Origin of the sequence: Herpetosiphon llansteffanensis (assembly GCF_003205875.1) — a bacterium.
Classification (GTDB): domain Bacteria; phylum Chloroflexota; class Chloroflexia; order Chloroflexales; family Herpetosiphonaceae; genus Herpetosiphon; species Herpetosiphon llansteffanensis.
Genome location: NZ_PUBZ01000065.1, coordinates 12399 through 34018, shown reverse-complemented (window position 1 = coordinate 34018; position 21620 = coordinate 12399). Strand labels below are relative to the sequence as shown.

Below are 21620 nucleotides of genomic sequence, written 5' to 3'. Positions count from 1 at the left end.
AATGCTGCGCGTACTCATCACTCAAATTGAGGTACTGATGGTATTTGCACGACCAACTTTTCGTTTAGGCACGGTTAAAGCCAGTCCCAAACCGTCATGGTTCGCCCAAATGGGCAGCCAGATTGGTTTGTGGTGGGCTGCTTCAACCATCCGTTCGGACTCATCGGACGTAGTGCCTATTAACGATAATCAACGCCCAATGCCAGGCGATCCATTGGGCGATAACGTACTGATTCGACGGATTGCCCAAGGCGATGAGCAAGCATTATCGCAGCTTTATGACCGCTACGCTGCTACCGTGATGGGGATTGCCCTCAAAATCGTGCGTCAACGCGAGATCGCCGAAGAAATTACCCAAGAGGCTTTTTGGCGGGTTTGGCAACGAGCGAGCACTTTTGATAATAGCCGTGGCAATTGTGCCCCATGGCTCTTTGGAATCGCCCGCAACCTAAGCATTGACGAACTGCGGCGACGAGCAGCGCGACCTCAAGCTGCCTACGACGATCCAGAGCGACCGTTGCTTGAGTCGATTGCCGACGATGCTGATATTGAAGAGGTGGTTTGGCTTGGCGAACAACGCTCAGTCGTGCGCTCAGCCATGCAGTCGCTTTCTGCCGAACAACGCGAAGCCTTGGAGTTGGCCTATTTCAGTGGGCTGACCCAGCGCGAAATTGCCGATAAATTAGGCAATCCCTTAGGCACGATTAAAACTCGTGTCCGGCTTGGCCTATTGAAACTGCGCGATCTTTTGGGTACACATCAGTGGAACGAATAATGGATACACAATTAGAAGAACTCTTGATTGGGTATGCGCTTGGCATTTTAAGTGCCGACGAGCAACAATCGGTCGAAATTCAAATCGCGAATAATCCACTGCTGCGCACAAAAATTCAGCAGTTGCAACGGACTGTTCATCAACTTGCCTTGGCTGCGCCGAAAGTGCAACCAACACCGCTGGTTAAGCAACAGTTGTTGGCCCGTGCTCGAGCAAGCAAGCAAACTAGCCCAATCACCCGTCCGACTGCCCGACGGCTTTCGCTGGCATGGGCACTCACTTTGGCGCTTTTGGTGGCCTTGGGTGGCTGGAATATTGGCCTGCGTGGCGAAAATAATCAATTACGCTCCGATGTTGCTGGGCTTGAACGCGAAGTTGCAGATGAGCGCATTCGGCGTGTCCAAGCAGATGAACGGATTGCCAAAGCAGAACAAGCGGTTTCGTTTGTGGTTGCCCAAACGACTACTTCGCGCCAATTGGCTGGCACTGAGCAATCGCCCACAGCTGTTGGCACGATGTATATGCAGCCAGGCAATCAAACTGCCGTCTTAGTGGTCGATGGGCTTCAGCCATTGCCTGAAGGTCAGGTTTATCAGTTTTGGTTGGCCCGAGCTGGGCAAGAGCCAATTCCCAGTGATCAATTTTCGGTCAGCACCAATGGCCATGCCCAATTGGTGATCACTGCCGATAGCCAGGTTAATGATTTTCAACAAGTAATGGTTACAATTGAAGTAGCTGGCGGAGCACAAAGCGTTCCAGGAACGACCGTTTTGGCAGGCAACCTCTAAAATCAACCCAGCCACGCTCAATTTGAGGGTGGCTGGCACGCTAAAAATAGGCCTATTGGGAAACTAGCCGCATCACTCAATTCATGGTTTAATCATGGCTATGCTGTAACTGTGAGGTGGTGCTATGTGGCGAGTTTTATCAATTGGCCTGCTCATTTTCAGTCTTTTACCCTCGGTCAGTGCCCAAACAACCCAAACCGTTCAGTTTATTGTGCCGATTGCCAGCGTAACCAACAGCGGGCTAACCTTCGATAATCGTGGTCAGCCGCAACGCACAATTAAGCTCTATGAGGCGTGGCCAGCCAGCCAAACCCAACGCCAGCCAAAGCCTGCGTTGCGAGTGCGTGTACCTAGCTTTGCGCAGAAAATCGACCCCAATTTACTGAGCAACTGGCGCAAAGCCGCCAATCAACCCCAAACAATGCTCGTATTTTTGGCCGATCAAGCAGATCTCAGCCAAGCTAACACCATCAGCGATTGGGCTGAACGTGGCGATTATGTCTACAAAACATTAACTGAGCATGCCCAACAGACCCAAGCACCATTAATTGATCAGCTGCGCAGCCAAGGCGTAACGGTTCAATCGCTGTGGATTGTCAATAGCCTGATTATCGAGGGCGATCAGCAATTGGCCTTGGATTTGGCCCAGCAGCCTGCAGTTGCCAGCATTGCAGCCAATCAAGAATGGAATAATCCTCATTTAACCACAACCCCAGCGACTTCACCGGAGAATTTCGCCTGGGGCGTAACCTCAGTCAATGCGCCGCAAGTATGGGGCGATTGGGGCGTGCGCGGCCAAGGGATTGTGGTTGCCAATATTGATACCGGCGTAACCGTCAGCCATACTGCCTTGCTCAAAAATTATCGCGGCTGGTCGGCCAATGGCTTGAGCAACGATTACAACTGGTTTGATCCGACCTACCAATATCGTTTGCCAACCGATCCCGCTGGCCATGGCACGCATACGATGGGCAGTATGGCTGGGACGAATGATCGCCAAGGTATGGCCTTGGGAGTTGCACCCGCTGCCCGCTGGATTGCCGCCAGAGCATGTGATGTGTGGACGTGCAGCGAAGCAGCGTTAATACGTAGCGCCCAATGGATGCTAGCTCCAACGCGGGTTGGTTGCGAACGCAATCAGCAGATTGCCTGTGATCCGCGCCCAGATTTGCGGCCTCATATCATTAACAATTCGTGGGGCGGCTTCGGCGAAAGCACATGGTATAGCGGCTACATCAGCGCCTGGGATGCAGCAGGAATTATGAGCGTCTTTGCTGCTGGCAATTTGGGCAGTGATGGCTGTCGAACCAGCGCCGCACCAGGCAATAATCCCAATGTATTCAGCGTCGGAGCGGTTGATAGCAATAACCTAATCGCCGATTTTTCTTCACGCGGCCCAACCAGCGATGGCCGCACCAATCCCGATCTGAGCGGCCCTGGCGTGCGCGTGCCGTCAGCCTGGCCCGATGGCTCAACCATGCTCATGAATGGAACATCGATGGCTGCGCCACATGTCAGTGGCATTGCCGCATTAATTTGGTCGGCCAACCCGCAATATATTGGCAATTTAGCGGCAACCCAAGCTTTATTAACTGATACAACAGTGCCCCGCTATTCAGCTCAATGTGGCGATTCGGCCACAGCTCGCCCGAATAATGTCTATGGTTGGGGCAGCGTCGATGCCTATGCCGCAGTGAGCGATGCGCGAGTCGATGTAGCGTGGCTCAATCTCCCAGAGCAATTGGTGGTTCCCGCCAACGCCCAAATAACGATTCCCATTACCTTGGATAGCCGCCAAGTAAGCACCCAAGGCAGCTATCGAGCCAATGTGCTAATTGTCGCAGGCGCAAGCACATCGACCGTTGAGCTAGAGCTATTGGTGCAAGCAGCCCCCAACACCAGCCAATTTACTGGCCAACTGGTCGATTTTTGGCATGGGCGCGGAGTCTATGGGCGGGTCACCATTGGTAATGGCCCTTCAGTGTACACCGATCAATCTGGGCGTTACACCATGACGCTAACCATCGATAGCCATCAGCTAAATGCCCAAGCCAATGGCTACCATCCAAATAGCGCTAGCGTTGATCTGGCGCTGCAAACCACCAAACTTGTGACAATGACCCCTGATATTCCCCATGTGCAAGCTGAAATTCCTATAATTAGTGCAACCCTCAGCTTTGCCGAACAACGCACAATTCCGCTTACCCTTACCAATCTTGGAACGCAACCCTTGACGATTAAGCCTCAGATTCCTAATCAAGATTGGCAGATTACGCCAGCGCCAAACGTTGCGTTATATGCTACAACTGGGTTGGCTGAGCTAAAACTCAAAGACGACCAAGTGTATACCGATGCGTTGGATTTGGGTTTTCATGCGCCTTTATTTGGCCGATTAGCCAACAAAATCTACCTTAGCTCAAATGGCTGGGTTTCGTTGAATCCAACTGGATTTTCAGCCCCCAGTTCCAACTGTTTTCCCGCCAACAATCTGCCGAATGCCACCTTTGCCGCCTTCTGGGCTGATCTTGATCCGTCGCAGGGTGGCATTATTCGGGCTGGCAACCTCGACCCTGAAACGTTTGTAGCTAGTTTCGAAGCCGTGCCACTTTGGCAAGATGAACATATTGTTACGCCAGCTCCAACTTATAGCTTTCAAATCATCATTAAGCGCGATGGTTTGGTCGAGTATCGTTATGCAGCAATGGATGGAGTGCCCAGTCGTTGGGGAATTGGCACGCATAGCACGACGAGTTTGGGCCAGGCCATTGGTTGTCATCAAAGCCATGAATATCTGACAACCCAAAATTGGCACTTACGCAATCAACCAAGTAGTTCGCAATGGCTTGGGGTGCTGCCAAGCAGTTTGACAATTGGCCCCAATCAACAGGCGATTATGCAGGTTCAGCTCAAAGGCTTTGGTGCAATGGCATGGTTGCAGCATCCAGCATTTGGCGTTGTGCAGCTCAACACGAATGATCCACGCCAACCGCAACTGCGGGTTTCAGCAAATGTGGGCTTGCAAATGGCCCCCTATCAAACCTACGCCAATACGATTGTGATTAGTAACCCGTTGGCTGAGCCATAACATCAAACTGGCTTAAATCAAGGGTTGCATTTGCCCAAGCCAGCGTGCGATAATCAAGCCTGCTGGATTTGGTTTGGCATAGGAAGGTTGCTGGAATGAGTTTAATCATTCGTTGGTTGATTAATGCAGTGGCAATTGGCATCACTGTCTATATTGTGCCTGGCATTAGTGGCGGCGTTAGTTCAATCAATCAACCGCTCAGTATTGATATTAAGACCTTATTGGCGGTTAGTTTAATTTTTGGCTTAATTAATGCTTTAGTACGTCCAGTCCTGAAACTTTTATCATGTCCGCTCGTACTTCTGACGCTTGGTTTATTTATCTTTGTGATCAATGCAGGCATGTTGCTTTTGACTTCACGGATAGCGCAAGATTTAGGCTTACAGTTTTACGTAGAAGATTTTGCAACCGCCTTGATTGGCTCGATTGTTATTTCGTTGATCAGTATTGTATTGACCGCTGTTGTTGGCGATGGCGATGAGAAACGCGAACGCAGCCGCCGCTAGAGAAGATAGGTTGAAATTAGGTATTCGTTGATTGTGTTGAAAGGAACGCCCTTATGAGTAATCCATACCAACCACAAGATCCAAATAATCCTTACGGCCAGCAGCCACAGCAACCCTATGGTCAGCAGCCACAGCAACCACAGCAACCACAGCAACCCTATGGCCAGCAACCGCAACAACCATACGGCCAACAGCCCTATGGCCAGCAACCACAGCAGCCCTATGGTCAACAGCCATACGGCCAGCAACCCTTTGTCCAAGGCGGTTATGCAGTACCAAATGCCGCCGGCATGTACGCGGGCTGGGGTGCACGCTTAGGAGCCTATATCCTAGATGTGTTGGTGTTGATCATTCCTTCGGTGATTGTGAGCTTGATTACTGGTGGCGGTTTTGCAGCCAGCTTCAACCTCACTGGAAACCGCACCGCCAGCAGTATTGGGATGTTAATTATTGGCACCTTGCTTAACTTGGTGATCACTTATGGCTATTTCATCTATTTCCATGGCACAACTGGCCAAACGCTTGGCAAGAAAGTATTAAATATTCGGGTGATTCGGCGCAACAACCAAGCAATGGATTTTGTTGCCGCCGCCAAACGCTTGGCAATCACCTTTGCCTCATCGGCTGTAAGCCTCTTGGTTGGGATTATCTCCTTTGGGGATAGTCTTACAGGTATCGGCATCTTCAGCCTGATTAACTTTGCGTTTAGCATTGCTGTGCTGCTAGACTATCTCTGGCCATTGTGGGACCCCCAAAAGCAAGCCTTGCACGATAAAGTTGCCGATACCTTGGTTGTTCGGGCATAAGTAACAACGAGCATGGTATAATGGACACGCTCCTAAGTTCGCCTTAGGGGCGTGTTTGCACATAACAAGGAGTTTCTCTCATGTCCGATGGTACGCCAACTCATGAGCTAGATTTAGTAGTAGGCTCGATGATCACCGTCAGCCCAGAAGATGATCGAGCAATGTTTGAAGAAGAAAAAGCTTGGGTTGAAGATGTTCAAGACCTGTTGCGCGAAGAAGGCGTTGAGGTTGACCTGCTTTCAATGCCAGGAGCAGAAGTGTACAACGGCGGCATTGCGACATTTGCCGATCTCTACAATTTGCGCCGTTTAGCTGCTCACTCAGAAAAAGGCAGCGACTTGGAAAACTTGCCAGCAACCCTCGAAGATGATGAAGTTGACCCGGTGTTGGCCAATATTTGGGAAGGCGAAAGCCAAACCAAGTACCCACACTTGATCAACCATCAAGGCGAAGGTGGCTACTATTTGCCAGTCGATTTTGCTGAGCCAATTTGGTTGAGCTACGAAGGCGAAGAAAGCGACGACGAAGAATGGAGCGAAGAAGGCAGCGAAGATGTTGTCTCATTCGGTTCATCAGTTGCTTTGGCCCGCGAATTGGCCGAACTCGAAGCCCAAGTTCACAATTTGCGCAGTGCTGAAGGCCAAGCTGCTCACCAAGCGTTGCACGAACTGCGCGCTGCTGCCCAGCATAGTATCGAAAACAATTTACCCTTGATTTTGTGGTAATTGTAGCCTAAGTCGCATGGCTCCACGCTGGTTGTACCACTGGCGTGGGGTTTATTTTACTCGTAAATCTCCTTGCGTTTGGGGCATGCTCTACAGTATAATTTCCCTCAGAGAAGCCTGAAATCTACGATTTGAGCACAATACCTATGGCTGACGTTGCAACTACCCAACATCACGCACGTCCAATTGGCGGTTTTCAGTTGTTGGCGATTGCCGAGGCAATCAACAACGCAGCAAATCTTGCGACTTTGCTCGCTACAGTGGCCGAATGGTGTGCTACTGGTTTTGGGGTCGAAGTAGTTAAGCTAGGGCTGCTCGATAACGAACATCATAACGCTTCGCCTGCGCCATATCTGTATGGCAACCCAAGCAAAGCCAGCCAAAAATTGCTCGATCAGGCAATTGCCCAAACGATTGAACATAACACGCCAACCCTGCCAAGCGACGATGAGAGCGCCCAAGCTCAATTGTTGGTTTTGCCATTAACCGCAAGCCAGCAACGCATTGGCTTTTTAGGCTTGTTGTTGCCCAAGAAAGGCCGTTGGTCGAGCGCTGCGATTGAGGCCGCTCAGTTGTTGGCCCAGCATGTGGCCTTGGCAATTTCGGCCTTGCAGCTCAAAGACTATACCGCCAAACGCAACCAAGAAATTAACACCCTCAACGATATTGCTGCTACCATCACCTCATCACTTGATCCACGCCAAGTCTATCGCTTGGTGGTCAAAAAGATCAACGAATATTTTCAGGTTGAAGCTGGGTCGTTGCTGCTGCTCGATCCTGCTACCAACGAGTTGGTTTTTGTGATGACGCTCGAGGCAGGCGAGGAAAAATTAGCTGGCGTGCGCGTGCCACCTGGCCAAGGCTTGGTCGGGGCCGCAATTACCACCCGCCAACCAGTCGTTGTGCTCGATGCGCAAAACGATCCGCGCTTCTATCGGCGGGTCAGCGAAGATGTGGGCTTTGTAACCCGCTCAGCTTTGTGCGTGCCCATGCTGGTGAAAAATCGTGAAATCGGCGTAATTCAATTGCTCAATAAATTGGAAGGCGTGTTTAACGCCGAAGATACCCAACGCCTGCAAGCAATGGCCAACACGGTGGGCGTGGCAATCGATAATGCCAATCTCTTTCACGAAGTTTCGCAAAACCGCAACCGCCTGCAAGCGCTGCTCAACTCAACCACCGACGGCATTTTGATGATCGATCCTGATGATCTGGTGCTGACCGCCAACCCGATGCTCGGCGAATTGTTTGGCTGGGAATGGCGACATATCATCGGCGAGGCTGGCAGCGATATTCTGGCACGCATCAAAGAGCAATCGCGAGTGGTCAACGAATTGCCCAATAGCGAAGCCTACGAAATTGAAGTGCTACGGCCCCGCACCCGCTATGTGCGCCAAGAGCCGTTGCCTGTGCGCAATAATTTTGGCAATGTGATTGGCACGCTGATTGTGTTTCACGATATTAGTGAGGAATATCAACTAGCCCAAATTCGCGAAGATTATATGGGCATGTTGGTGCACGATTTACGCGCCCCGCTGACGGCGATCATCAATGGAATGACCATGGTGCGGCGCGGTTTTGCTGGCCCGATCAACGACCAACAACGCGAATTGCTCGATATTGCCAACAATAGCAGCCAAGAAATGGTCGGCATGATCAACACCTTGCTCGATATTAGCAAGATGGAAGCAGGCGAGTTGGTGCTCAATCGTGCGCCATGCTCGGCCTACGAAATTGCCGATCGCGCCTCTGAGCGCCTAATTAACTCGGCGCGCAGCCTGAATATCAGCGTCAACCTTGATATGGCATTGAACTTGCCAATTATCGATGCTGACCAAGATAAAATTGTGCGGGTGCTGCAAAACTTGCTCGACAACGCGATTAAATTTACGCCAGTTGATGGAAGTGTTACAATCCGCGTGCGCCAACTAGCCGATAATAACCAACAGACAATCTGTTGGAGTGTAATTGATGCGGGGCCAGGGATTCCTGAAAGCTACCGTGCCAAGATTTTCGATAAATTTGTGCAGGTTGCCGGCCAACGCAAAGGCACTGGCTTGGGCTTAGCCTTTGCCAAACTTGCATCAGAAGCCCATGGTGGGCGAATTTGGGTCGAAAGCACTGAAGGTCAAGGCAGTACATTCTCATTTACCATTCCATATGAGCCAGCAGTGAAATAACCTTGTATGTTTGTCAACCTGCGGCGACGGCTTAAAAGTCGCATTCGGTATAAAATCACCCTGCCATATTTGCTCTTGCTAGCATTTTTGTCGGGTTTATTGATTGTGATTATTTTTTGGCTGTATGCCCAAAGCTTGCAGAACCAACTTAATCAATCGCTGCGCACCAGCGCCACCAACACTGGCGTGGGCTTGGAAACGATCGAAGCCCAAATTCTCGATAACTTGCGCCTGCTTGTTACCTCGCCTGCCAACGAAAAAGAAGATTTACTGAGCACTGCCGAGGCATTTAGCAAAAACGACGTTGATCAGGTCGAAAAGATCGTCAACAATGCCTTTAATTATTTCAAGCCCTCACGCTTAATTGCGCTCAATGCTGATGGCCAAGTCTTGGTCGATGCAGCGAGTTCAACCGTGCTAAGCCGTAGTCCATCGCTGGTTGGTAGCACCGAATTGGCCAAAGATAGCTTGATTCAGGCTGTGTTGCGCGGCCAAGTTGATGATTATGGCGATAAATATGCCAGCCTCTTACGCATCGGCACTGATCCGCCGTACACCATGTTTTTTGTGGTTGCTCCGGTCAAATTAACCGTTGGCAGCAGCGAGCAAGTGGTTGGGGCAATTATCTATGCAGAGCCGCTAGAGCGCATTGTCAACGAGGAATTACCACCACGCAACGGCGCAACGATCACCGCAATTCTCAATAGCGATGGCAGCGTTTTGACCAGCAATCCGCCGCAAGAAGCTGATGAATTGGTCATCAATGCCAATCAAATTGAGCAAATTAAGGCCAGCCAAGCCAACCCCGACCCAGAAACCCGTGGCACATTGTTTACCACCATTCAACGGGGCGATACCAGCTATCAAGTGATGTATAGCCCAATGCGGATTCGGCGGGCGCTGAATGGCTATTTTGCGGTTGGTCTGCCGCGCAGCAACATTGATCGGGCCTGGCAACAAGCGCGAGTGCTGATTTTCCTCTTCGGTATTCTTTCGCTAATCTCAATCATTTGGATCAGCGTGCGGGTTACACGCAGCATCACCGTGCCGCTTGGCGAGTTGGTCAGTACCGCCTTGCGGATCAAAAGCGGTGATTTGGAAGGCCGCAGTTTCGTTTCCGAGGAAAACGAGCTTGGCACACTCGCGACAGTTTTGAATGATATGACTGATCGCTTGCTCGATTTGTATCGCACCAGCCGCCAATTAGGCACCGAATTAACGCTTGATGGCGTTTTGACCCAGACTACTGCCGCTGTGCAGCGCTTGATTCCTGAGGCCGAAGTTGATGCCTTGGTGGTTGAGCAAGGTGTTTGGCATTATGTCACCACCGAGACTGTGCGCGAAATTGCGCGGCCCTTTCCTGCAACCAGCCTTGAAACGCTCGCGCCAATGGTGACGATTACCGAAAATCCGGCCTTGGATAGTGCGTTGCGTCCACTTGCGCCAAATGTGCAGTTGGTTTTGCCATTGCGCACCCAGCAACAAGTTATTGGGGCGTTGTTGGTAAAGAACGATCACGCCATGCCAGCAGCCAGCAGCATTCGCGAGCCACTAAGCGCAATTGCCAGCATGACCGCGACGGCCATGCAAAACGCTGTGCTCTACACCACCGTGCAAGATGAAGCCAGCCGCAAGCAAGCAATTTTGCAAAGTATCGCTGATGGTGTGATTGTGCTTGATCCTGATGGCAAGGTTATTTTGGTCAACCACACTGCCACCGCTATGCTTGGCGCGAGCGAAGCCGATTTGCTAGGCAAGAGCTTTGCTGAATTCAGCCTCACGCCATTGTCGGGCGGTGCTGAACTATTTGCCACGCCAACGGCCACAACCTTTTACGAAACCAGCGATCAACGGATTTTGACCGTCAATGCAGCACCGGTTGAACGCGAAGGCTTGCAATCGGGCGAAGTGTTGGTGCTGCACGACGTGACCGAAGAACGGGCAATGGATCGGGCCAAAACTGACTTTATTGCCACAATTTCGCACGAGCTACGCACGCCGTTGACCTCAATTTGCGGCTATGCAGATTTGCTGTTGCGCGGCTTTGTGGGGCCATTGACCGACGAACAAACCCAATTTATGACCACGATTCGCCAGCAAGGCCAAAGCATGGTCGAAGTGCTGCAAAATGTGATTGTGATTGCCAGCATCGAAGCAGGCAACATGGAGCCACAAATTGAGCAACATCTATTAACTGAACTCTTACCACCAATAGCGCAGGCGTTCCAAAAGGGCTTTGAGCAAAAACAACTCAAATTGCTCATTGATATTCCAGAGAACATGCCGTACATTGTAGTAGATCGCGACCACTTCAAGATAATGTTGACCCAGCTTTTGGAGAATGCCCGCCGCTATACCCAAACCGGCACAGTGACGGTGCAAGCCAAAACTGTCGATCAGCGCATTCAAATTGCGGTAATCGATACTGGGCCAGGGATTGCCAGCCAAGATTATGAGCGTTTATTCGAGCGCTTTCAACGTGGCGGCGAGCAAAGTGGCCTGACCTCGAAAGAACGCGGGATTGGGCTTGGTCTAGCGATTACCAAACAATTAGTTGAACGCAACAATGGTAAAATTTGGGTGGATAGCGCTCAAGGCGTTGGTTCAAGCTTCATTATGCAGTTTCCAATGCTGCACCTTGAGCCAAGCAACTACGATTTAATGAAGGCAACGGTAGCAAATTCATGAGCAATAGCGCCTTACCACAACCAAATACCCAAGAACCACGCGACCGATTGTTATTAACGATCGGTTCAATTGTGATTTTAGCGGTGTTGTTGGTCATGGGCTGCTCATCGTTAATGGTTGTGCGCTGGACAACCCCAGTCAATGCGTCTGGGCCTGAGGTCTTGCTGCCACCGTTTGCCAATTATGAAGCTTGGAATGGCACTGCGCCATTTCCGATTGGCCAAGAAGCAATTCGCAGCAAAATCAGCGATCAGCCAGCCAACCCAAATTTGGTTGCTGCTGAAACACCAGTCCCGATTGGGATTGTTGATTTGTTGCCAACCGCTACGCCAACCTGGCAAGCAACGCCAGCAACTGATGCTGCCAAAACAGCGACTAGCACCAACACACCCACGCCAACCAAGGACGAAGGGATTCCAATTGGCAGCGCAACGGCGGCAACAAGCGAGCCAAGCGTAGCATTAACTGCCGAGCCAAGCTCTACGCCACGGGTGAACCCAAGTTCAACCGCGAATACGCGCACACCAACCCTGAATCCGACGATTAATCCAACCAGACCAACCTTCGAACCAGCAGCAAGCAACACGCCAACACGCACGAGCGTGGTGGCAACGACGGTGGTTCCGGCTAGCGCAACCGTAGCAAATACGGCACTGCCAAGCGCAACCGCAACCACATTGCCAAGCGCAACTGCAACCAACACGCGAGTTCCAACGATCACGCCTGTACCAGCAACTGCAACTAGCACGCCAACTGACGTGCCGGTTATTACGCCTGTGCCTGCCACCGCAACCAACACGCCAACTGACGTGCCGGTTATTACGCCTGTGCCTGCAACGGCAACCAACACGCCAATTATTGCCACGGCAACCAACACGCCGTTTGTCCCAAGCAACACGCCAACCGATGTGCCAACCGCAACTAACACGGCGACGGCAACCGCAACGGCAACCAATACGCCAACCGATGTGCCAACTGCAACTAATACAGCGACACCGACCGATACAGCTACGCCAACTGAGATTCCAACCGCAACGCCAACACCTGCGCCAGAGTTATATATTGCTTGGCGCGTCGATGGAATCGTCAATCCAGTTAATCCGTCGCTCGAAAACAATGCGACTAAGCAGGTATTTGTAGTTTATGGTAATGCTGGTGAGGCACGTGCAAACGGAGCACAAGTCAATATCAGCGTAACCGGAAGTTGTATTAGCTCAAGTATTAGCACGGGTGGTGGACCAATTCCACTAGATCCACATCAGGGCTTTACGCTTTCGCCAGTTATTTCAGCGAATAATGTTGGTAATTGTTCGATTACAGCAGAATTAACAGCTCTTGGGCAAACGCCAGTCCAGGCAAGCTTGAATTGGACGATTGTGTGTGATGGCTGTGCGACGGCAACGCCGCAACCAACCAGTACGCCAACGCGCACACCAACCGCAACGCCAACCAGAACTGCAACGCCAACCAACACGGCGACAGCAACCAATACGCCAACGCCAAGCAATACGCTTACGCCAAGCAATACGCCGACGGCGACCAATACCCGCACACCAACGACGATTCCAACCTTGACCTATACACCAACGCCGAGCAACACGCCAACGGCGACCAATACGCGTACGCCAACCTTTACACCAACCAACACACCAACGCCGAGCAACACGCCAACGGTGACGAATACCCGTACGCCAACTTTTACGCCAACAATTACCAACACACCAACGCCAAGCAACACGCCAACGGTGACGAATACGCCGATTCCAACCAATACGCCAACCGATGTCCCAACGCCAACCGAAACGCCGTTGCCAACTGATACACCGTTGCCAAGTGAAACGCCAACGCCAAGTGAAACGCCAACGCCAAGTGAAACGCCAACACCAAGCGAAACGCCAACGCCGAGCGAAACACCAACGTTAACCGCAACCCCAACACCAACGCCTGATCTGTTTGTGTTTCATATCATCAATGGCGAGGTCAATCCATCGGGCAACATCACCTTGGCTGCTGGAGCGCAAGAAAATGTGACGGTTGTGTTTGGCAATAACGCAAGTGGCTCACGAGCAACGGGCTTGAATTTCAATTTCAATGCTGGCTCGTGCATTAGCGCTCAGCCAGGTTCTAGCGATTCTAGCGATTTGAACGGCGGCTCGAATCGTTCGTTGTCAGTCGTGGTTACGGGCAATTCGGTCGGCTCGTGTTCATTCCGCACCCAATTTGGCGCAAGCAACGCCAATACAGTGAGTGCCGATAGCCGTTTTCGCGTCACCAACACGCTGCAGAATGAGCCAGCCCTCGCTGCAACGGCAACTGCTACCTCAACCGCTACCGCGACCTCAACCGCTACCGCAGAACCAAGCGCAACGACTGCGCCAACGGCAGTGCCAACCGAGCAACCAACGCCAAAAGCAACCTTGGAGCCTGCGCTGCCAGTGATTGGTCAAAGCTCCTCATTGCCACCAAGCGCTGGTGGTCAATTGCTCTGGCTGATGGCGGGCGGGCTGTGCGTCCTGATCAGCGGCTTGCGTGGGCGAAGAATCCTACCCCTTAATGTTGCCTAATCTTCACCAGATCCATTCAGCAACTGATTGACAGAAACCCGCAAGCACTGCACACTAGCGGTAGTTTCCACTACAATGAGGTTTGCAATGGATGTTGCTGATCAGCCACGAATTGCCATTATTGGCGGTGGCATCGCTGGGCTTAGTACAGCATGGTATTTACAAAAACAAGGCCTGACCAATATACAGCTTTTTGAGCGCGATCAACGGCTTGGCGGCAAATTGCTCACCAAGCATGTTGCCTTGCCCGATGCTGCTGGCGAATTGCTGGTCGAAGCTGGGCCAGATGCGTTTATTAGCCAAAAACCGTGGGGCTTGCAATTGGCCCGCGAATTGGGCTTGGATGATCAGTTGATTTCGACTGAGCCAGCGCGGCATAAGGTGTTTGTGCTGCATCGCGGCAAGCCTGAGCCATTGCCCGATGGGATTAATTTGGTTGTGCCAACTGAGTTTTGGCCGCTGCTGCGCACGCCAATTCTTTCGTGGCCTGGCAAATTGCGCATGTTGCTTGATTTGGTGTTGCCTGCTCGCCAAAGTAACGCCGATGAATCGTTGGCCGATTTTGTGCGCCGCCGCTTTGGAGCCGAAGCGCTTGATAAATTGGGCGAGCCATTGATGTCGGGCATTCACAATGCAGAATCAGATCGCCAAAGCCTCGAAGCGACGTTTCCGCGTTTTATTGAGGCTGAACGCAGTTATGGCAGCGTGATTCGCGGGATTCGAGCCGCCAAGGCCAAAGCAGGCAAGCCCAAAGGCCAGCAATTAAGCCCATTTATCAGCTTGCGCGGCGGCATCGAGCAACTGATCACGACCTTGGTTGCACAATTAACGGTTGAACTACGCACCAATTGCGGGGTGCAAGCGCTGCGCTACGACCCAACCAACGCTCCAGCCTATCAACTAACCCTCGATGATGGCACGCGAGTTGAGGCCGATGTGGTGGTGCTGGCAGTGCCAAGTTATGCCGCCGCCAAATTGGTGCAGCCTTGGGCCGAAGCACTGGCCGAGCGCTTGCAAGCGATTCGCTATGTCAGCACGGGTACGGTTTCGTTGGCTTTTCGGCGCAGCGAAAGCACCATGGCCTTCGATAGTTATGGCTTGGTGATTCCGCGCAGTGAGCATCGCCTAATCAACGCCGTAACGATCAACTCACGCAAATTTGCCGGACGTGCGCCAGCGGATTATATGTTGCTACGGGCCTTTGTTGGTGGCTCGAAACACCCAGAAGTGTTGCGCTTAGATGATCAGCGCTTAACTGAATTGGTGCGTGATCAGCTTAAAGCAATTTTTGGCCTAACTGCTGAGCCAGTTTGGAGCGGCGTAGCCCGTTGGAATGAGGCAAACCCGCAATACGATGTTGGCCACTTCCAGCGCATGGATCAGCTAGAAGCCTTGTGTCCAGAAGGCTTGTTGTTGTGTGGTAGCGGCTTCCGAGGTGTGGGAATTCCCGATTGTGTACGCCAAGCGCAAACCACTGCCGACGCTATTCTCAGCATAGTCGAGCGAGCCAACGCCTAAAAAAAGCCCACGGTGAAACGAAATCACCGTGGGCTTGGTATTTAACTAGACGTTTTTGGTTTGGCTGACAAACGCGTCGAGGTCGCGTTTCAGCTCTGCCAGCGAAGGCAAATGAGTGTACATCATATGCCCTGCTTCGTAATGTTTGATCACGATGTTGTTGCGCAAGGTTTGCTCAAGCCCAAGGTGATTGAAGGTGTGCAAGGTGGCAAAGTAGGGCGTAGCGAAATCGAAAAAGCCGCTAGCCACAAACACCTTGAGATAGGGATTTTGCGAGATGGCCGAGCGCAAGGCTTCGGTAACGCTCACATATTGGTTTTCGTGCTTGTCGTATTTCCAAGGCCGCACTTTCGAGGTCAGAATTTCGTAGGCATCATCGCTTTCGAATTTCAATTCACGGCGCACATAATCGTTGAAGGTGGCGCTGTATGGCCCATGAATCACTGCATAACTGGGATCATACTCAAACGATTCGCGGGTTGGATCGCGGTCAATGCCCACGAAGCGACTATCCAAGCGGCCTACGGTGCGTTGTTGATCGCGCAATAATTCCTTGGTAAAACGCATCAGATCGATGCGTAGATTGCTTTGATCGATAAAGCGTTCGCTCAGGCCAGTGTAGCGCGCCAATTTGCGCATGACCGAGCGGCGTTTGCCTTCGGCCAAACCATCGCCTTGCAGCAAGGCCGTGGCATACTCGCCAGTTGCAAAAGCCTCGACTTCAGCCAAGGTATCAGCCAAACTCAATTGCAATTTGGCATCGAGCTTGGAGTGATACCAAGCGGTGGCGGCGTAGGTTGGCAAAATCACGATGTAGGCAAGGTCGTTGCCTGGGTCCATCTCGACGGTTTGAAAATCAAGAATCGACGAGATCAGCATAATCCCATTGAGATACATGCCATAGCGATTTTGCAAATAATTGGTAATGGCCGAGCCGCGCGTCGTGCCATAGCTTTCGCCGATGATATATTTGGGCGAGAGCCAACGCTTGGCGCGCGTGGTGTAGAGCCGAATAAAATCGCTGATCGATTCAATATCTTTGGTAAATTGATGAAATTGGTTGGGATTTTCGCCAGTTGCCGCCCGACTGTAGCCAGTGCTAATCGGATCGATAAAGACCAAATCGCTTTGATCGAGCAATGAATATTCGTTTTCGACCAAGCGGAATGGTGGCGCTGGCAAATTGCCAGTTTCATCGGCCATCAAAACCCGTTTTGGCCCCAACAAGCCAAGGTGCATCCACACCGAGGCTGAGCCAGGCCCGCCATTAAACGAAAAGGTAATTGGGCGAGTCGTCTGATCATCAATATCGCTGCGGGTGTAGGCCACATAAAAGACTGTGGCTTTGGCCTTGGGCGCTTGCTTAAACTCTGGATCGTCCTCGTAGAGCACGATCGTGCCAGCAGTGGCGGTGTAAGAAATATCGCTGCCATTGATTTTTACCCGCCCGTGGGTCACGCTCACCACCTCTTGCGGTGGCTTGGGGCTTTCCGAATCGCTGCGTTTTTCAGGGCTACCTGCATCTGCCATAGCGTGCAAATCCTCATACTAGAAGCATTTCAAACTGATTGTAACAAGCTTTGTCTCATCGATTGTCAATCGTTTAGGCTGGTTCTGCTTGCAGTTCGGGGTTGCTGACTGGGCTATCGTGATGGTCGGGAATCAGATCTTCTGCTTGGCGCACGACCCGCACACCATAGGCAAGCACGGCGACGGCAATCCCGAGAATGCCACTCAAAACCATAATCAAGGCGATGCCTGCACCTTTGCCGCTGCCGACCCAGCTACCAAACATTGCGACCCACGCGCCACCCTCGGCCATGCGAGGCTCAAACACTTTGTCGGCCAATGGCCCAACAATCAAAATTGCGACCGGCCCCGAAATTTGGGCGATCATGCGGCGCACGGCAAACACGCGGCCTTGAATATCGGGCGGTACTTTCGCTTGCCAAATCGCTTGGTTCGAGCCATTCAGCACGGGCAATACAAACAGCAAGCCAAAGGCAGCAATCGACCAAACGACCACATTCTGGCCCAAGCCCATGAGAATGCCGCCAAAAAAGCTCGATAGCGCCATGCCACCAAGCACGCCATGGACTTTGCGCTTTGGGCCGCCCCAAAAACTCAGCATCAAACCACCCAACAAGCCACCAAAACCCATAAGCGATTGGACAGTGCCCATAATTGCTGAATTGCTATCGGTACGGGCGAGAATCATGGGATTGGTCATCGTGGCTTGAAATGAACCAACGAAGTTAATCATAAAAAAGGTAAGTTGTAAGCCCAAAAGGCTTGGTCGGGCCAAAATATAGCGAAAGCCAAAGCCAGCCTCGCGCCATAAACTACCTTTGGATTCTGCACCAGCCGCGCTTTGGGTTGGCTGCGGAATATGCACAAATAGCACAACAATCACTGCAAAGCTAAACGTCACAATATCAATAATTAACACCCCGCCAATACCAATGACGCTGAGCAAAAAGCCAGCTAAGGCAGGTGCAACAATCCCCGCCGCCGATTCGGCCATCGACATCATGCCGCTGGCACGGGCATAATGCGCTTTGGGCAGCATCGTCGAAACCGCAGCCGAATAGGCTGGCCATTGAAACGATTGGAAAACGCTAGCAAACGCGCCGGCCACATACAAATGCCAAATTTGCAGCGCATCGTTATGGTAAAGCAGCAAAATCGCAATTGTCGATACGCCAGTGGCTAAATCGCTCAGAATCAGCACAAGTTTACGATTCCAGCGATCAACCAAAGCACCAGCAAACGGGCTAACCAGAATACTCGGCGCAAACGAGAAAAAGCCCACCAATGCCAAAGCCGTGGCTTTTTCGGTAATTTGCCATGCCCAAAACGTCAACGCAAAGCCGCTCATGGCGCTGCCAAGCAATGAAACGACCTGCCCAAACCACATAATGCTAAATGCCAACATGCCACTCGGTTGCTTGCGCATTGATTCAGCCATGATGGCTCCTTCGTGGTGTAATTCAAGATCGGAAAAGTTGCTGAGATTAGTATATTGCTATGCGAGTGAACTACCACGCCCACGAGGGGCGTGGCTTCTGCCTTCAACGATGGTTACCAGCGTTTCGCTGGGTTTACACCATCTCCGGCAGCGTTTTGGCTTTCCGTCGTCCCAACGGCAAGCAGGCGTAGCCCTTCATGCAAAATATTGATCGCGGCGTTGCCATCCCGATCATGGGTCGTGCAACAGGTGGGGCATGTCCACACGCGGTCAGCCAGCGTCAAGGCAGTCTTGGAATGACAGACGTGACACGTTTTCGATGAGGCGTAGAACCGCCCAACCTTCACAACTCGTCGTCCGTGCCATTCGGCTTTTTCCTGCAATCGTTGCATGAAGGTACTGAGGGCGGCATCATTGAACGATTTGGCCAGCTTGGTTTTCACAAGGCCTTTAATAGTCAGGTCTTCGATGCACACCATGTCGAATCGTCGAACAATCCCCAACGCATGCTTATGCAGCCAATCGACGCGTTGGTTGCTGATTTTTTTATGAAGTCGGGCAACGCGCTTCTTTGCTTTCAGGCGGTTGTTACTACCCTTTTGAGCGCGTGAGAGTTTGCGCTGAGCGCGGGCAAGTTTCTTCTGGCTGTGGCGGTAGAACTTCGGTGGTGCGGTCTTCTCACCTGTTGACAGCGTGGTGAAAGATTCAAGTCCTACGTCAATCCCCACAGGACGATCAGCTGTCATCGGTACATCAGGGCGGTCGATATGACAGACAAACACCACCCACCACGCGCCCGTGGCATCTTGTTTGATCGTTGCGCCCTTTGCTATCCCCATGAGTGGGCGATGAATGATCGCCTGCATCAGTCCGATTTTTGGCACGCTGATCGTGCGTTCATCAACCACCACCACACCTTGCGGGAAGCGGAGGCTATGCTGGGTGATTTTGCGTGCTTTGAAGCGTGGGTATTTGGCGCGTTTGGCGAAAAAGTTGCTGAAAGCGGTTTCTAAATCCATCAGGGTTTGTTGTAAGGGTTGCGAATGGCAATCACGCAAAAAAGCCGTTTCGGGTTGACGTTTCAGATCGACCAGCATCGCCGCAAGCCGTTGATAACTCAGCCGCTGACCTGTTGCTTGGTAGTGGGTTTGCTTGCAGTGCAGCGCCCAATTCGGGAACCCTCTGGGTGACAAAGCGTCGGCAACCCGCCCACTGGACCAAGGTTGCGACGTGGGTTGGGGTGGGTTGCAGACGGTATGTGTAACAACGGGTCAGCGTTCGCATAATCAGGCTTCCTTTTGGTTAGCACGCTCCATCACGCCAGCGACAAACACACTGGCGTGACGAAAACAATCAACCGATAATCAATTAGGAATTGAATGCGGTAAGGGTGGATTGGATACTGGCGGGTGCAGAAGCGCATCCTGCTTCATAGCCAGTTTGACGGGCTGCATAGTGCAGGCTGATGACGGCTTTGGATTCCATCGCTCGCATCAATTGCTTGATCGCTTGTTCCCGTAACACATCGTGATCAAAGTCGTCAGTCGTGATTTTTTCGCTTATTCACTAATATAGTACCACTAAGTTGTACAATAGTCAATATATAGATTATTAAAAACAATAATGTAGTATTTTTGCACAAAAAATCATACTATATTAAGCTGTTGCCATGAAAGTTAAAAGCTACCTCCGTGTCCTTGTGGCACAAAAAGAAGTCAAAGAAGATCGCAAGTTGGGGATACGAGTTATCACGGCAGAATCTGGTGCAAGCCGGAGTGCTGTTGAACGACTCCTGAACAACACTATTAAGAATGTGCCGCTTGATGACTTGGGGAGACTTTGTACATGGCTCCCATGTACCGTCGGAGAATTATTAGTCCTCGAGGATGAATAGCATGTCCTCGCACTGCTACGAACAGTCGCGGGCATGGCTCCACCGAACCAAGGACGGCAGAGCGACTGCTCGGATGCCCGATACTAGCCGGTTGTTTTGACTGCCTAGAAGAGCGTCTGGTGTCCGCAGTCAAAACAACCGAACCACGGTTGCTTGCTATGCACGAGGGAGCCTGCCATTGCGCTCTTTAATTGCTCTTCGTCAGAACTGGCACGGATGCATCCCGCGCGGGGAACCCACAGCATGGGTCTTGGGTCGGGGTGTTCTGCGGCAACGCTATAAATGCATATCAGTCTTTAGTTCTAGTGTGGGTTTGTTTAGGGTTTTGTAAGCTTTGCGCAAGCAGTGGTTAAGTGCTAGCCGCTATAACTAAAGCATAGAAGTTTTATGGAGGTTAGCGATGAAATTACGCTCTTTTGCAATGTTGCTGCTACTTGGTGGTTTAGCCGCTTGTGGCACCTCTCCAACCACCGTCAATGAGCCATTCCCAACGACCAGCAGCGCGCCAATGGCCACAATCCAACCAACCGTCGATTCGATGATGCAGACTGATCCAATGTCGATGACCGACGATATGATGCAAACCGACCCAATGTCGATGACCGACGATATGATGCAGACTGATCCGATGTCGATGACTGATGACATGATGCAGCCATCTGATCCGATGACCGATGATATGATTGAGCCAACCATGATGCCAACCGCTGAATCGCGGGTTGAACCAACAATCATGCCAACCGCTGAATCGCGGGTTGAGCCAAGCGCCGTGCCAGCCGAGCCAGTGATGCTAAGTTCTGGTGCGTTTCGCGGCATCGACCATGAAAGCAGAGGCATGGCCAAGCTCTACAAACAACCAGATGGCAGCATGATCTTGCGGCTCAACGATTTCTACGTCGAGCCAGGCCCAGATATGTATATTTTTGTGGCCAAAGCTCCCGACATCCATCAACCAAGCGATTTGCAAGCAGGCTACCTTGAATTGAGCAAACTCAAAGGCTCCGAGGGCAACCAAAATTATACCTTGCCCAACGATTTCGACCCAGCGCTCTACAACAATGTCGTAATTTGGTGCGAAGAATATCAAGTCTTGATGGCAGTTGCACCAATCCAGTAAAATGAA

General features: G+C 51.5%; 16 protein-coding genes. 12 read left to right on the top strand and 4 right to left on the bottom strand.

Annotation, left to right across the window (positions count from 1 at the left end; translation table 11 throughout):
* Nucleotides 1-37 precede the first annotated feature (37 nt).
* From C5S61_RS04040 to hemG, 10 genes are all read left to right on the top strand, one after another.
* Complete coding sequence (locus tag C5S61_RS04040) at nt 38-775, top strand: RNA polymerase sigma factor (protein ID WP_240614422.1); 738 nt, start codon at nt 38-40, stop codon at nt 773-775.
* Nucleotides 775-1563: an anti-sigma factor gene (locus C5S61_RS04035; RefSeq protein WP_110513815.1), complete on the top strand. Its 789-nt coding sequence runs from the start codon at nt 775-777 to the stop codon at nt 1561-1563. The genes C5S61_RS04040 and C5S61_RS04035 overlap by 1 nt, the downstream gene beginning before the upstream one ends.
* A 124-nt stretch (nt 1564-1687) precedes the next feature.
* Nucleotides 1688-4648 carry a S8 family serine peptidase gene (locus C5S61_RS04030; RefSeq protein WP_110513814.1) on the top strand — a complete coding sequence of 987 codons (2961 nt, stop codon included), beginning with the start codon at nt 1688-1690 and terminating at the stop codon, nt 4646-4648.
* A 95-nt stretch (nt 4649-4743) separates the two neighbouring features.
* On the top strand, nt 4744-5154 hold the full coding sequence (locus C5S61_RS04025) for a phage holin family protein (RefSeq protein WP_110513813.1): 411 nt from the start codon (nt 4744-4746) through the stop codon (nt 5152-5154).
* Nucleotides 5155-5207: 53 nt separating this feature from the next.
* The gene (locus C5S61_RS04015; protein WP_124033378.1) at nt 5208-5960 is read left to right on the top strand and encodes an RDD family protein; all 753 of its coding nucleotides are present in this window, start codon (nt 5208-5210) and stop codon (nt 5958-5960) included.
* A gap of 80 nt (nt 5961-6040) precedes the next feature.
* On the top strand, nt 6041-6685 hold the full coding sequence (locus C5S61_RS04010; protein ID WP_110513810.1) for a putative DNA-mimic protein: 645 nt from the start codon (nt 6041-6043) through the stop codon (nt 6683-6685).
* A gap of 146 nt (nt 6686-6831) precedes the next feature.
* Nucleotides 6832-8865, top strand: a complete 2034-nt coding sequence (locus C5S61_RS04005) for an ATP-binding protein (protein ID WP_110513809.1) — start codon at nt 6832-6834, stop codon at nt 8863-8865.
* Between the two features lie 6 nt (nt 8866-8871).
* Complete coding sequence (locus tag C5S61_RS04000) at nt 8872-11553, top strand: ATP-binding protein (protein WP_110513808.1); 2682 nt, start codon at nt 8872-8874, stop codon at nt 11551-11553.
* Complete coding sequence (locus C5S61_RS26750) at nt 11550-14117, top strand: hypothetical protein (protein WP_164689218.1); 2568 nt, start codon at nt 11550-11552, stop codon at nt 14115-14117. The genes C5S61_RS04000 and C5S61_RS26750 overlap by 4 nt, the downstream gene beginning before the upstream one ends.
* A gap of 87 nt (nt 14118-14204) precedes the next feature.
* A complete protein-coding gene (hemG, locus tag C5S61_RS03990) occupies nt 14205-15635 on the top strand; it encodes a protoporphyrinogen oxidase (protein WP_110513807.1) in 1431 nt (476 codons plus the stop codon).
* A gap of 45 nt (nt 15636-15680) precedes the next feature.
* On the opposite strand, the gene C5S61_RS03985 is transcribed toward hemG, so the two are convergent.
* The 4 genes from C5S61_RS03985 to C5S61_RS27205 all read right to left on the bottom strand — a co-directional run bounded on the left by C5S61_RS03985 (nt 15681) and on the right by C5S61_RS27205 (nt 19887).
* Nucleotides 15681-17165 (bottom strand): S10 family peptidase, encoded by a 1485-nt coding sequence (locus tag C5S61_RS03985; protein WP_110513806.1) that lies wholly within the window; start codon nt 17163-17165, stop codon nt 15681-15683.
* A 73-nt stretch (nt 17166-17238) separates the two neighbouring features.
* The gene (locus tag C5S61_RS03980) at nt 17239-18603 is read right to left on the bottom strand and encodes an MFS transporter (RefSeq protein WP_110513805.1); all 1365 of its coding nucleotides are present in this window, start codon (nt 18601-18603) and stop codon (nt 17239-17241) included.
* Between the two features lie 113 nt (nt 18604-18716).
* Nucleotides 18717-19724 carry an RNA-guided endonuclease InsQ/TnpB family protein gene (locus tag C5S61_RS03975; protein ID WP_240614426.1) on the bottom strand — a complete coding sequence of 336 codons (1008 nt, stop codon included), beginning with the start codon at nt 19722-19724 and terminating at the stop codon, nt 18717-18719.
* Complete coding sequence (locus tag C5S61_RS27205) at nt 19654-19887, bottom strand: helix-turn-helix domain-containing protein (protein WP_240614420.1); 234 nt, start codon at nt 19885-19887, stop codon at nt 19654-19656. Before C5S61_RS27205 ends, C5S61_RS03975 begins: the two co-directional genes overlap by 71 nt.
* Before the next feature lie 385 nt (nt 19888-20272).
* On the opposite strand from C5S61_RS27205, the gene C5S61_RS27550 reads away from it, so the two are divergent.
* Both C5S61_RS27550 and C5S61_RS03965 read left to right on the top strand, forming a co-directional pair.
* Nucleotides 20273-20497 carry a helix-turn-helix domain-containing protein gene (locus C5S61_RS27550; RefSeq protein WP_110513804.1) on the top strand — a complete coding sequence of 75 codons (225 nt, stop codon included), beginning with the start codon at nt 20273-20275 and terminating at the stop codon, nt 20495-20497.
* A gap of 400 nt (nt 20498-20897) precedes the next feature.
* Entirely contained in the window at nt 20898-21614 is a 717-nt protein-coding gene (locus C5S61_RS03965) for a DM13 domain-containing protein (protein ID WP_110513803.1), read from the top strand.
* Nucleotides 21615-21620: the final 6 nt, after the last annotated feature.

Coding starts and splice junctions, on each gene's coding strand:
- C5S61_RS04040 (WP_240614422.1), top strand. CDS start 38: ATGGTATTTGCACGACCAACTTTTCGTTTAGGCACGGTTAAAGCCAGT.
- C5S61_RS26750 (WP_164689218.1), top strand. CDS start 11,550: ATGAGCAATAGCGCCTTACCACAACCAAATACCCAAGAACCACGCGAC.
- C5S61_RS27205 (WP_240614420.1), bottom strand. CDS start 19,887: ATGCGAACGCTGACCCGTTGTTACACATACCGTCTGCAACCCACCCCA.
- C5S61_RS04000 (WP_110513808.1), top strand. CDS start 8,872: ATGTTTGTCAACCTGCGGCGACGGCTTAAAAGTCGCATTCGGTATAAA.
- C5S61_RS04030 (WP_110513814.1), top strand. CDS start 1,688: ATGTGGCGAGTTTTATCAATTGGCCTGCTCATTTTCAGTCTTTTACCC.
- hemG (WP_110513807.1), top strand. CDS start 14,205: ATGGATGTTGCTGATCAGCCACGAATTGCCATTATTGGCGGTGGCATC.
- C5S61_RS27550 (WP_110513804.1), top strand. CDS start 20,273: ATGAAAGTTAAAAGCTACCTCCGTGTCCTTGTGGCACAAAAAGAAGTC.
- C5S61_RS04015 (WP_124033378.1), top strand. CDS start 5,208: ATGAGTAATCCATACCAACCACAAGATCCAAATAATCCTTACGGCCAG.
- C5S61_RS03980 (WP_110513805.1), bottom strand. CDS start 18,603: ATGGCTGAATCAATGCGCAAGCAACCGAGTGGCATGTTGGCATTTAGC.
- C5S61_RS04035 (WP_110513815.1), top strand. CDS start 775: ATGGATACACAATTAGAAGAACTCTTGATTGGGTATGCGCTTGGCATT.
- C5S61_RS04010 (WP_110513810.1), top strand. CDS start 6,041: ATGTCCGATGGTACGCCAACTCATGAGCTAGATTTAGTAGTAGGCTCG.
- C5S61_RS03985 (WP_110513806.1), bottom strand. CDS start 17,165: ATGGCAGATGCAGGTAGCCCTGAAAAACGCAGCGATTCGGAAAGCCCC.
- C5S61_RS04025 (WP_110513813.1), top strand. CDS start 4,744: ATGAGTTTAATCATTCGTTGGTTGATTAATGCAGTGGCAATTGGCATC.
- C5S61_RS04005 (WP_110513809.1), top strand. CDS start 6,832: ATGGCTGACGTTGCAACTACCCAACATCACGCACGTCCAATTGGCGGT.
- C5S61_RS03965 (WP_110513803.1), top strand. CDS start 20,898: ATGAAATTACGCTCTTTTGCAATGTTGCTGCTACTTGGTGGTTTAGCC.